General features: G+C 56.1%; 10 protein-coding genes. 7 read left to right on the plus strand and 3 right to left on the minus strand.

Going from position 1 to position 11,761, the window contains the following annotated elements:
- Nucleotides 1-2: 2 nt before the first annotated feature.
- The gene (tatD, locus tag J2Y91_RS09200) at nt 3-782 is read left to right on the plus strand and encodes a 3'-5' ssDNA/RNA exonuclease TatD (protein WP_133622240.1); all 780 of its coding nucleotides are present in this window, start codon (nt 3-5) and stop codon (nt 780-782) included.
- Between the two features lie 45 nt (nt 783-827).
- Here tatD and rfaH read toward each other — a convergent pair whose 3' ends face one another.
- Nucleotides 828-1,316, minus strand: a complete 489-nt coding sequence (gene rfaH / locus J2Y91_RS09205) for a transcription/translation regulatory transformer protein RfaH (RefSeq protein ID WP_048914394.1) — start codon at nt 1,314-1,316, stop codon at nt 828-830.
- A 393-nt stretch (nt 1,317-1,709) separates the two neighbouring features.
- On the opposite strand from rfaH, the gene ubiD reads away from it, so the two are divergent.
- Both ubiD and fre read left to right on the plus strand, forming a co-directional pair.
- Nucleotides 1,710-3,194, plus strand: a complete 1,485-nt coding sequence (gene ubiD / locus J2Y91_RS09210) for a 4-hydroxy-3-polyprenylbenzoate decarboxylase (protein ID WP_253537932.1) — start codon at nt 1,710-1,712, stop codon at nt 3,192-3,194.
- 45 nt (nt 3,195-3,239) lie between these two features.
- Complete coding sequence (gene fre, locus J2Y91_RS09215; protein WP_048914396.1) at nt 3,240-3,941, plus strand: NAD(P)H-flavin reductase; 702 nt, start codon at nt 3,240-3,242, stop codon at nt 3,939-3,941.
- Nucleotides 3,942-4,031: 90 nt separating this feature from the next.
- Here fre and fadA read toward each other — a convergent pair whose 3' ends face one another.
- Both fadA and fadB read right to left on the minus strand, forming a co-directional pair.
- A complete protein-coding gene (fadA, locus tag J2Y91_RS09220; protein ID WP_133622239.1) occupies nt 4,032-5,195 on the minus strand; it encodes an acetyl-CoA C-acyltransferase FadA in 1,164 nt (387 codons plus the stop codon).
- A 10-nt stretch (nt 5,196-5,205) separates the two neighbouring features.
- Nucleotides 5,206-7,392: a fatty acid oxidation complex subunit alpha FadB gene (gene fadB, locus J2Y91_RS09225; RefSeq protein ID WP_133622238.1), complete on the minus strand. Its 2,187-nt coding sequence runs from the start codon at nt 7,390-7,392 to the stop codon at nt 5,206-5,208.
- Between the two features lie 186 nt (nt 7,393-7,578).
- Between fadB and pepQ the strand changes: the two genes are divergently transcribed.
- The 4 genes from pepQ to hemG are packed head-to-tail and all read left to right on the plus strand — an operon-like array spanning nt 7,579 to nt 11,552.
- The gene (pepQ, locus tag J2Y91_RS09230) at nt 7,579-8,910 is read left to right on the plus strand and encodes a Xaa-Pro dipeptidase (RefSeq protein WP_133622237.1); all 1,332 of its coding nucleotides are present in this window, start codon (nt 7,579-7,581) and stop codon (nt 8,908-8,910) included.
- Entirely contained in the window at nt 8,910-9,521 is a 612-nt protein-coding gene (locus tag J2Y91_RS09235) for an IMPACT family protein (protein WP_133622236.1), read from the plus strand. The genes pepQ and J2Y91_RS09235 overlap by 1 nt, the downstream gene beginning before the upstream one ends.
- A gap of 28 nt (nt 9,522-9,549) precedes the next feature.
- A complete protein-coding gene (trkH, locus tag J2Y91_RS09240) occupies nt 9,550-11,001 on the plus strand; it encodes a Trk system potassium transporter TrkH (RefSeq protein ID WP_048914401.1) in 1,452 nt (483 codons plus the stop codon).
- A 14-nt stretch (nt 11,002-11,015) separates the two neighbouring features.
- Complete coding sequence (gene hemG, locus J2Y91_RS09245; protein WP_133622235.1) at nt 11,016-11,552, plus strand: menaquinone-dependent protoporphyrinogen IX dehydrogenase; 537 nt, start codon at nt 11,016-11,018, stop codon at nt 11,550-11,552.
- Nucleotides 11,553-11,761: the final 209 nt, after the last annotated feature.

Genomic DNA, 11,761 nt, shown 5'->3' on the forward strand with positions numbered 1-11,761 from the left:
CTATGTTTGATATTGGTGTGAACCTGACCAGCACGCAGTTTGCTAAAGATCGCGCTCTGGTGGTGAAACGTGCGCGCGAAGCGGGCGTTGAAGGCATGTTGATTACCGGGACCAGCGCGCTGGAGAGCCAGCAGGCCTGCAGTCTGGCGCAGCAGCACCCGGACTATTGCTGGTCCACTGCCGGCGTGCATCCACATCACGCCAGCGAGTGGTCGGCGGAAACCGCGTCAACCTTACGCCGCCTGGCAGAGAATCCACAGGTCGTCGCCATTGGCGAATGTGGCCTGGACTTCAACCGCAACTTCTCTGACCCGCAACAGCAGGCCTACGCGTTTAACGCGCAGCTGGAGCTGGCGGCTGAGCTGGCGCTGCCTGTTTTCCTGCACTGCCGGGAAGCGCACCAACGTTTTATTGAGATCCTTGAACCCTGGCTGACAAAACTTCCGGCGGCGGTGCTGCACTGTTTTACCGGCACGCGTGAAGAACTGGAATCCTGCCTGTCGCTGGGATTGTCGATTGGCATTACTGGCTGGGTATGTGATGAGCGGCGCGGGCAGGAACTGCGTGAGCTGATGCCATTGATCCCGGCAGAGCGCCTGCTGCTGGAAACCGATGCACCGTGGCTACTGCCGCGTGATATGCGCCCGCGCCCGGCGACGCGCCGAAATGAGCCCTGCTTCCTGCCGCATATCGTTCAGCAGGTGGCGCTGCTACGGGGTGAGGATGCACACACCCTGGCGCAGCAAACGGCGCTGAATGCGCGCACGTTGTTCCGGCTTTAAGGGGTGAAGTCTGTCGCTGAGAAGAGTGACGCTCTTGCGGATGAATTACAGTTTTTGAAACTGGCGATTGCCAACGCTGCGAACCACCTGCTTATTAAGCAAGTTAAGCAACAGCATCGACCGGGCTTCACCATCGGGCTCGGTAAAGATTGCTTTCAATCCTTCAAATGCCCCTTCGGTTATGATCACGGTATCACCGGGCTGCGGCAGGTCGTGATCGATAACAATTTCTACCGGGTCATTTTGCAGCGCGGTGATCACATCCAGCGGCACGGTGGCGGGCTGGTTTCCAAAGCGGACAAAATGGCTCACGCCACGCGTTGCGCTAATGGTGGTGGTGTGGATGGATTCCGGATCAAACTCAATAAAAAGATAGTTGGGAAATAGCGGCTCGCTGACCTGAGTACGTTTTCCGCGCACGGTTTTCTCTAAAGCAATCATTGGGCTAAGGCAATGCACGGCCTGACGCTCAAGATGTTCTTTCGCGCGCAGCAGCTGACCTCGTTTGCAATAAAGTAAATACCAGGATTCCATAACGTCACTTTCCAATTATCTGGCCGATAAGGATAGCAAAATCGCTCACATAGATATAGCGGGATTGGCAGTAACCGCGGGTTTTCACGCGCGTTCTTATTAACGAAACGCATAACCCTATGGCTTTAAATTAGCAATAATTAGCCGCGCCGTTTGCCAATATACGCGCTATTTGAATTTGACGTCATCTGGCAAGTTGTATCAGTATCCAGCTCTGTCTATTGGCAACGTTGAACAGGCGAAAGTGGAACTGTTCCTGCTGCGTAATGACAAATTGGCGCATGGTGAGCCGCAGGTGCCGTTCCACTGCGGCTAAACTTCATAACAAAACTAACGACGAGCGCAGGATCGGCACTATAATGACCGACTCACTGACCGTACTGATGGAAAGTCATGAAATACCACGACTTACGCGACTTCCTTTCTCTGCTTGAACAGCGTGGGGAATTAAAACGCATCAAACACGAGATCGATCCCGATCTGGAAATGACCGAAATTGCCGACCGCACGCTGCGTGCCGGCGGCCCGGCGCTGCTGTTCGAAAACCCCAAAGGTTACGACATGCCGGTGCTGTGCAATCTGTTTGGTACCCCGGATCGCGTGGCGATGGGCATGGGCCAGGAAGATGTTAAGGCGCTGCGTGAAGTTGGCCGCCTGCTGGCCTTTCTGAAGGAGCCGGAGCCGCCGCGCGGTTTTCGCGACTTCTTCGACAAAATGCCGCAGTGGAAACAGGTGCTTAATATGCCGACCAAACGGCTGCGTAATGCGCCGTGCCAGGAGCAAATCTTCGAAGGGGATGAGGTGGACCTGAACCGCATCCCGGTGATGAAATGCTGGCCGGATGATGCGGCCCCGCTGGTCACCTGGGGGCTGACGGTCACCCGTGGGCCACTTAAAGAGCGGCAGAACCTCGGTATTTATCGCCAGCAGGTGATTGGCAAAAACAAACTGATTATGCGCTGGCTGTCACACCGTGGCGGCGCGCTGGACTTCCAGGAGTGGTGCCAGCAGCATCCGGGCGAACGCTTCCCGGTTTCGGTAGCATTAGGCGCTGACCCGGCCACTATTCTGGCGGCCGTCACACCGGTGCCGGATACCCTGTCGGAATATGCTTTTGCTGGCCTGCTGCGCGGGACCAAAACCGAAGTGGTGAAATGCGTTTCTAACGATCTTGAAGTTCCCGCCAGTGCTGAAATTGTGCTGGAAGGCTACATCGAGCCGGGCGAAATGGCGCCGGAAGGACCCTACGGTGACCACACGGGTTACTATAATGAAGTAGACAGCTTCCCGGTGTTCACCATCACGCATATCACGCAGCGCCGCGATGCTATCTATCATTCGACCTATACCGGGCGTCCGCCGGATGAACCTGCGGTGCTGGGCGTGGCGTTGAATGAAGTGTTTGTGCCGATCCTGCAAAAGCAGTTCCCGGAAATTGTGGATTTCTATCTGCCGCCAGAGGGCTGCTCTTATCGCCTGGCCGTGGTGACGATCAAGAAACAGTATGCCGGGCATGCCAAACGCGTCATGATGGGCGTCTGGTCTTTCCTGCGGCAGTTTATGTACACAAAATTTGTTATCGTTTGCGATGACGACGTTAATGCGCGTGACTGGAACGATGTGATCTGGGCCATCACTACGCGCATGGATCCGGCTCGTGATACGGTACTGATCGAGAATACGCCGATCGACTATCTCGATTTTGCCTCACCGGTTTCCGGCCTGGGGTCAAAAATGGGGATGGATGCGACTAATAAATGGCCTGGCGAAACGCAGCGCGAGTGGGGCACGCCAATCCGTAAGGACCCGGCGGTGGCTGCTCGCATTGATGCGATTTGGGATGAGTTAGGCATCTTGAGTGATACACCAGCGCGCTGAAGCGCTGGCGGTCAAATGATAATGACGACCCGACAGAGGGAACGCATGACAACCTTAAGCTGTAAAGTGACCTCAGTAGAGGCGATTACCGATACCGTGTACCGCGTACGACTGATCCCGGAGGCGGATTTCAACTTCCGCGCCGGTCAGTACCTGATGGTCGTGATGGACGAGCGTGATAAGCGTCCGTTCTCACTGGCTTCTACGCCGATGGAAAAAGATATTATCGAACTGCATATCGGTGCTTCCGAGCTGAATCTGTATGCGATGGCAGTCATGGAGCGCATTCAGCAACAGCGTCAGATCACCGTAGATATTCCTCACGGTGACGCGTGGCTGCGCGAGGAGGGCGATCGCCCCCTGGTGCTGATTGCAGGCGGTACCGGTTTCTCCTATGCGCGTTCTATTCTGCTGACCGCACTGTCGCAGCAGCCGGATCGCCATATCGCCATTTACTGGGGCGGGCGCGAGCTGAAGCACCTGTATGATTTGGATGAACTGAACGCGCTGGCAGTTAAGCACCCGAATCTGCAGGTGATACCGGTTGTTGAGCAGCCGGAAGAGGGCTTCACCGGTCGTAACGGCACCGTGCTGACTGCCGTAATGCAGGATTATACCAGCCTTGCCGGGCACGATATCTATATTGCCGGTCGTTTTGAAATGGCGAAAATTGCCCGTGAGCGTTTCTGTGCCGAGCGTGGCGCACTGGAAGCGCACATGTTTGGCGATGCCTTTGCCTTTATCTGATGGTTCAGGGGGCTGCAATGCTGCCCCCGCAGGATAAAAAAACCGCCCTGACGGGCGGTAAATTAGCAATAAAACTGCCAGATCAACGTATCACAGACGCTCGAAAACCGTCGCGATCCCCTGGCCCAGGCCAATACACATTGACGCTAAACCAAACTGTGCATCGCGGCGCTCCATCAGATTAAGCAAGGTAGTACTGATACGTGCTCCCGAGCAGCCCAGTGGATGCCCTAACGCAATGGCACCGCCGTTCAGATTGACCTTCTCATCCAGTTGCCCCATCAGCCCCAGATCTTTAATGCACGGCAGTACCTGCGCAGCAAAAGCCTCGTTCAGCTCAAAAATATCGATATCTGCAGCGCTCAGCCCGGCGCGTTTCAGCGCCAGCTGCGAGGCCGGAACCGGGCCGTAACCCATAATCGACGGATCGCAGCCCACGACTGCCATCGAGAGAATACGTGCGCGCGGCTTCAGGCCCAGCTCCAGCGCACGGGATTCGCTCATAATCAGCATCGCGGCTGCACCGTCGGAAAGTGCCGAACTGGTACCTGCCGTCACGCTGCCGTTAACCGGATCAAATGCCGGGCGCAGTGCGGCCAGGCTTTCAACGGTGGTTTCAGGGCGGATTACCTCATCAAAGTCATAGCGTTTGAGGACGCCGTCGGCGTCGTGCCCGGAGACCGGGGCGATCTCATTGGCGAAATGCCCAGCCTGGGTAGCGGCAGCTGCACGCTGATGCGAACGGGCAGCAAACTGATCCTGCATTTCACGGCTGATACCGTGCAGGCGTGCCAGCATTTCTGCGGTCAGTCCCATCATGCCTGCGGCTTTTGCTACGCTGCGGCCCAGGCCAGGGTGGAAATCCACGCCGTGATTCATCGGCACATGGCCCATGTGCTCCACGCCGCCGATCAGACAGGCGCGGGCGTCACCGACCATAATCATGCGCGCCGCATCGTGCAGCGCCTGCATGGATGAACCACACAGGCGGTTAACGGTGGTGGCAGGAACGCTGTGAGGGATTTCCGCCAGCAGCGCGGCATTGCGGGCAATATTGAACCCCTGCTCCAGCGTCTGCTGCACGCAGCCCCAGTAAATATCATCCAGCGAGGCGGCTTCCAGCGCCGGGTTACGGCTCAATAGGCTACGCATCAGATGGGCGGAGAGATCCTCAGCGCGCACGTGGCGGAAGGCTCCCCCTTTCGAACGGCCCATCGGCGTGCGGAGGGCATCAACGATGACTACTTTTTCCATTTTGCTTTCCTCACGCAGTTTTCAGAGTGGCGTCAGCCAGGGGGGTTGCCTGTGGATACCAGCTGGCACGTTGCGCCGCCTTGTCACGCAGTGCCTCCGGCACCTGATACAGCGCACCCAGTTCGGCAAAAGGTTCGGCACCCGCGACAAAAGTATCGCTGCCCAGGGTATCCAGATAGCGGAATGCTCCGCCGTGGAACGGAGGAAAACCGAGGCCATACACCAGCGCCATATCGGCTTCCGCCGGGCTGGCAATGACGCCCTCTTCAAGGCAGCGCACCACTTCATTAATCATCGGGATCATCATGCGGGCGATAATTTCCTCATCGCTGAACACCCGTTTCGGCTGGCAGACGCTCTGCAGCAGACGATCGGTTTCGCTATCGCCGACCTTTTTCGCTTTGCCTTTGCTGTCGGTTTCCCAGCGCCAGAAGCCCTGCTGATTTTTTTGTCCATAGCGTTTAGCGTCGAACAGCACATCAATGGCATCGCGGTAATCTTTCTTCATACGCTGAGGGAAGCCATCGGCCATCACGCTTTGGGCATGGTGCGCAGTATCAATACCGACCACATCGAGCAGCCACGACGGGCCCATTGGCCAGCCAAACTGTTTTTCCATCACCCTGTCGATTTGGTGAAAATCGGCACCGTCGCGCAGCAGCAGGCTGAAGCCGGCAAAGTAGGGGAACAGCACGCGATTGACGAAGAAGCCTGGGCAGTCATTCACCACAATCGGCGTTTTGCCCATTTTGCTGGCCCAGGCAACCACTTTGGCGATGGTCGCATCGGCAGTTTTGTTACCGCGGATCACTTCAACCAGCGGCATACGCGGTACCGGGTTAAAGAAGTGCATGCCGCAGAAGTTTTCCGGGCGGGTTAAGGCTTCCGCTAACTGGCTGATGGGAATAGTTGAGGTGTTCGATGCCAGAATCGTATCCGGGCGAATATGACTTTCCGTCTCCGCCAGCACGGCGGCTTTGATCCTGGGATTTTCCACTACCGCTTCCACCACCACATCGACGCGGTCAAAACCGGCATAATGTAGCGTTGGCTGAATGGTGCTGATGACGCTGGCCAGCTTCATGCCGTCGATTTTGCCGCGCGCCAGCTGTTTGTTCAGCAGCTTGGCAGCCTCGCCCATGCCCAGCGCCAGCGATTTCTCACTGATATCTTTCATCATCACCGGCACGCCTTTCCAGGCCGACTGATAAGCAATACCGCCGCCCATAATCCCGGCGCCCAGCACGGCTGCCTGTTTGGGTGTTTCCACATCGCGCGTCAGTTTTTTCGCTTTGGCTTTCACTGCCTGATCGTTAAGGAAGATGCCAACCAGCGCCCGCGCTTCATTAGAACGCGCCAGCGGAACAAAAGCGGCGGTTTCCAGCTGTAATGCTGCATCACGACCCATCCCGGCGGCGGCTTCAATGGTTTTGACCGCGGTGATTGGCGCCGGATAGTGTTTCCCGGCGGTCTGCATCACCAGCGCTTTGGCCGTGCTGAAGCTCATTGCCGCTTCGATTTTGCTCAGCTTCAGCGGCTCCAGCTTCGGCTGGCGGCGTTCACGCCAGGCCTGTTGACCCGCAATCGCCTCTTTTAATACGCTTAGCGCTGCGGCGTGTAGTTTTTCTGCTGCGACCACGGCGTCCACCAGGCCCAGCTTCAGCGCCTGAGCAGCATCGATATCTTTACCGGCAGCGATAATTTCCAGCGCGCTATCCGCCCCTAACAGGCGTGGCAGGCGTACCGAACCACCGAAGCCCGGCATAATACCCAGTTTGGTTTCTGGCAGACCGATGCGCGTGTCCGGCGTGGCGATGCGGAAGTCTGTGGCCAGCACGCATTCGCAACCGCCGCCGAGCGCATAGCCGCTGATGGCGGAAACTGTCGGAACCGGCAGATCCTCCAGACGGTTAAAGATACCGTTGGCAAAGGCCAGCCACTGCGTCAGTTTTTCGGCCGGTGCCGCAAACAGAGAAAGAAATTCTGTAATATCGGCACCGACGATAAAGGCCGATTTGCGCGAGCTGAGTAGCAGCCCGCGCAGCTGCGGCTGCTGTTCCAGCACGGTAAGCGCGTCGCCCAGGCTGGCGACGGTTTGGGTATCCAGCTTGTTGACCGAGCCGGGGGCATCAAATACCAGTTCGGCTATGCCGTCTTCCAGCCAGTCGAGGGAAAGGGTTTCGCCTTGGTAGAGCATGTCTGTCTCCTGAGCCGCGATTAAGGGATCTGGTCATACCAGATGATCGTGAGTGTGGGAGCGATGTTAATTATTTGCAAACGATACGTTGTCGATTTGCAAACAAGATCACAGCTGCGCCAAAACGGCATACCCCAGCGGGCTGTGATAAGATGCGGGCACTATCGCCACAACGGAGACAGGGGTATGGAGTCGCTAGTTACGCTCTATCAGGAGCATGTGAAAACACTGCAACAGCGCGCGCAGCAGGTTCTGGCGCGTCACCATCTTGATGCAATGCTGATTCATTCCGGGGAATTACTGACGGTATTTCTCGACGATCACACCTATCCATTCAAGGTCAATCCGCAGTTTAAAGCCTGGGTGCCGGTTACTCAGGTGCCGAACTGCTGGCTGTGGATTGATGGGGTGAACAAACCCAAGCTGTGGTTTTACTCTCCTGTCGACTACTGGCATAACGTCGAACCCCTGCCAAACAGCTTCTGGACGGGTGCGGTGGAGGTTATCGGCCTAAAGAATGCCGATGATATCGGCCAGCAGCTGCCAGCGCAGCGCCAGAACGTGGCCTATATTGGCCCGGTCGCCGAGCGCGCGCGCCAGTTGGGCTTCAACAGCGATTCGATTAACCCTAAAGGGGTGATCGACTTCCTGCACTATCATCGCGCCTATAAAACCGGTTATGAGCTTTACTGCATGCGCCAGGCGCAGAAAATTGCGGTTACCGGCCATCGTGCGGCAAAAGAAGCCTTCAAATCGGGGATGAGTGAGTTTGATATTAATGTCGCTTACCTCAGTGCGACCGGCCACCGCGATACCGACGTGCCGTATGGCAATATCATTGCGCTGAACGAGCATGCGGCGGTGCTGCACTACACTAAACTCGATCAGCATGTGCCTGAGCAGCTGCGCAGCTTCCTGATTGACGCCGGAGCCGAGTATAACGGTTATGCCGCCGATCTGACGCGCAGCTACGCGGCGAATAGCGGTAGCGAATATGCCCAGCTGGTGAAAGAGATGAATGCCGAAGAGCTGGCGCTGATCGGCACCATGAAAGCTGGCGTACGCTACAGCGAGTATCATGAGCAGATGCATTTTCGTATCGCCAGCCTGCTGATTAAGCATCAGTTGGTCAACGGCATCAGTGCGGAAGCGATGGTGAAGGACGATCTTACCGGGCCATTTATGCCGCACGGTATTGGTCATCCACTTGGCCTGCAGGTGCATGATGTCGCCGGCTTTATGCAGGACGATCGCGGCACGCATCTGGCCGCTCCGCAGCAGTATCCCTATCTGCGCTGCACGCGTATGGTGGAGCCGGGCATGGTGCTGACTATCGAGCCGGGCATTTACTTTATTGAGTCACTGCTTGCACCATGGCGCGCCGGGAAGTTCAGTAAACATTTTGACTGGGCGAAAATCGATGCGCTGAAGCCTTACGGCGGTATCCGCATTGAGGATAACGTGGTGATCCATGCACACAGCGTGGAAAACATGACGCGCGACCTGAACCTGGCCTGATGGACGCTTACGACATCCCGGCGGAGCTGTTCAGCTACAGCGAAGAGATCAAGAAAAGCCGCTTTATTACGCTGTTAGCACATACTGACGGCGTGGAAGCGGCCCGGGCTTTTGTTCAGCAGGTTAAACAGCAGCACCCAACGGCCCGGCATCACTGCTGGGCCTTTGTCGCCGGGGCACCGGATGACTCGCAGCAGTTGGGTTTTTCTGATGACGGTGAGCCTTCGGGTACCGCAGGCAAACCGATGCTGGCGCAGCTGATGGGTAATAATATCGGCGAAGTCACGGCCGTTGTGGTGCGCTACTATGGCGGCATTATGCTGGGCACCGGGGGGTTGGTAAAAGCCTACGGCGGTGGCGTACAGCAGGCATTACGCTTGCTACCACGTACGATTAAAGTGCCGATGCTCAGTTTTCAACTTATCTGTGATTATGCGCAACTGAGCGATATTGAACGCATGGTGGGCCGGTTTGACGGGCAGCTGTTACACAGTGAGTTTTTACACAATATCACCCTGACGCTGGCGCTGCCTCATGCGCAGGTTGCAGGTTTCAGGCAGAATTTATCCGACTTTAGCCGGGGCGCACTGCAGCTAGCCCCGCTCAAATAACTCTTAACGTCAGGAAAGGAACGGCAGAATGCATTTTCGTGCCATAACCCGCATAGTGGGTTTGCTGGTCATCTTATTCTCAGGGACGATGATCGTGCCCGGACTGGTGGCACTGATCTACCGCGACGGGGCGGGGCGTGCATTCACGCAGACGTTCTTTATGGCGTTGATGATCGGAACACTGCTGTGGTGGCCGAACCGTAAGCAGAAAAGCGAGCTTAAGCCACGCGAAGGCTTCCTTATCGTAGTGCTGTTCTGGACCGTGCTGGGCAGCGTAGGGGCAATGCCCTTTATCTTCGCCGAGCAGCCGAATCTCTCGTTAACCGACGCCTTCTTTGAATCTTTCTCCGGTCTGACAACCACGGGTGCGACGACGCTGGTGGGGCTGGATTCCTTGCCGAAAGCGATTCTCTTCTATCGCCAGATGCTGCAGTGGCTGGGGGGGATGGGGATCATCGTACTGGCCGTTGCCATTCTGCCGATCCTCGGCGTCGGTGGCATGCAGCTTTATCGTGCGGAAATGCCAGGCCCGCTGAAAGACAACAAAATGCGGCCACGCATTGCGGAAACCGCTAAAACGCTGTGGCTAATCTATGTACTGCTGACCGTGGCCTGCGCGCTGGCGTTATGGCTGGCGGGGATGCCGTTGTTTGATGCCATCGGTCATAGTTTTGCCACTATCGCGATTGGCGGCTTTTCCACCCATGATGCCAGCATCGGCTTTTTTAATAGTCCGACGATTAACACCATCATCGCTATCTTCCTGCTGATCTCCGGCTGTAACTATGGTCTGCACTTCTCATTATTAAGTGGACGTAGCCTGCGAGCATACTGGCGCGACCCGGAGTTTCGCATGTTTATTGGCGTGCAGATCACGCTGGTGGCTATCTGTACCGTGGTGCTCTACTTCCATAATGTTTACCAGACCGGGCTACAAACGCTGAATCAGGCATTCTTCCAGGTGGTCTCAATGGCCACCACCGCCGGCTTTACCACTGACAGTATTGCTCGCTGGCCACTATTCTTGCCGGTGCTATTGCTGTGCTCAGCGTTTATTGGGGGCTGTGCCGGCTCAACCGGCGGCGGCCTGAAGGTGATCCGCATTCTGCTGCTGTTCAAGCAGGGCTCGCGTGAGCTGAAAAGGCTGGTGCACCCGAATGCGGTATACACCATCAAGCTCGGCAACCGTGCGCTGCCGGAACGTATTCTGGAAGCGGTGTGGGGGTTCTTCTCCGCCTACGCGCTGGTGTTTATTCTCAGCATGCTGGCGATCATTGCCACCGGCGTTGACGACTTCTCGGCGTTTGCTGCGGTCGCTGCGACGCTCAATAACCTTGGCCCCGGTCTGGGCGTGGTCGCGGACAACTTTACTTCCATGAACGACACCGCGAAGTGGATCCTGATTTTAACGATGCTGTTCGGGCGTCTTGAAGTCTTTACCTTGTTAGTCCTGTTTACGCCGACCTTCTGGCGCGAATAATTGAGAGTGTAATCATGAAAGCGTTAATCCTGTTTTCCAGCCGCGATGGCCAGACCCGTGAAATTGCCTTCTATATAGCTAACCAGATAAAGGGAGAGCGCGAGTGTGACGTGTTCAATATCCAGCTGGTTGATGAGATTGAATGGGCGCAGTATGACCGCGTGCTGATCGGCGCGTCTATCCGCTATGGACACTTCCAGCCGGTGGTAGCGAAGTTTGTGAAAACACACCTTAAAGAGCTGCAGCAGCGTTCAAGTGGCTTCTTCTCAGTAAATCTCACTGCGCGTAAACCAGAAAAGCGTACTCCGCAGACCAATGCATATACCCGTAAGTTTTTACTACAGTCGCCATGGGAGCCAGATTGCTGCGCAGTTTTCGCAGGTGCGCTGCGCTATCCACGCTATGGCTTCTTTGATCGCATCATGATCCAGCTGATTATGCGTATGACAAACGGCGAAACCGATGCGAGTAAGGAAGTGGAGTATACCGACTGGCAACAGGTGACACGATTTGCCCATGAATTCGCTGCTTTACCGAGCAAATTGTCGTAAAAAACCACGCTTCGCTGAAAAATGACGCGCTCAGTCATTTATTTGCAATAAACGCTTGTCACGCGTCAGGATCTCCCTATAATGCGCAACCACTGAGACGGCACAACGGCTTACAGGCCAGCGGCTCAGGAGGTTCAGGAAGTATCTGAACCGCCGGAAAAACTTCTCAAAAAGAAGTTGACTCCGAAGGAGGAAAGCGTAATATACGC

The sequence above is a fragment of the Erwinia aphidicola genome (assembly GCF_024169515.1).
Taxonomy (GTDB): domain Bacteria; phylum Pseudomonadota; class Gammaproteobacteria; order Enterobacterales; family Enterobacteriaceae; genus Erwinia; species Erwinia aphidicola.

Excerpts from the sequence above, each read along its gene's own strand:
- tatD (WP_133622240.1), top strand. The coding sequence starts at position 3 with ATGTTTGATATTGGTGTGAACCTGACCAGCACGCAGTTTGCTAAAGAT.
- fadB (WP_133622238.1), bottom strand. The coding sequence starts at position 7,392 with ATGCTCTACCAAGGCGAAACCCTTTCCCTCGACTGGCTGGAAGACGGC.
- ubiD (WP_253537932.1), top strand. The coding sequence starts at position 1,710 with ATGAAATACCACGACTTACGCGACTTCCTTTCTCTGCTTGAACAGCGT.
- fre (WP_048914396.1), top strand. The coding sequence starts at position 3,240 with ATGACAACCTTAAGCTGTAAAGTGACCTCAGTAGAGGCGATTACCGAT.
- hemG (WP_133622235.1), top strand. The coding sequence starts at position 11,016 with ATGAAAGCGTTAATCCTGTTTTCCAGCCGCGATGGCCAGACCCGTGAA.
- J2Y91_RS09235 (WP_133622236.1), top strand. The coding sequence starts at position 8,910 with ATGGACGCTTACGACATCCCGGCGGAGCTGTTCAGCTACAGCGAAGAG.
- fadA (WP_133622239.1), bottom strand. The coding sequence starts at position 5,195 with ATGGAAAAAGTAGTCATCGTTGATGCCCTCCGCACGCCGATGGGCCGT.
- rfaH (WP_048914394.1), bottom strand. The coding sequence starts at position 1,316 with ATGGAATCCTGGTATTTACTTTATTGCAAACGAGGTCAGCTGCTGCGC.
- pepQ (WP_133622237.1), top strand. The coding sequence starts at position 7,579 with ATGGAGTCGCTAGTTACGCTCTATCAGGAGCATGTGAAAACACTGCAA.
- trkH (WP_048914401.1), top strand. The coding sequence starts at position 9,550 with ATGCATTTTCGTGCCATAACCCGCATAGTGGGTTTGCTGGTCATCTTA.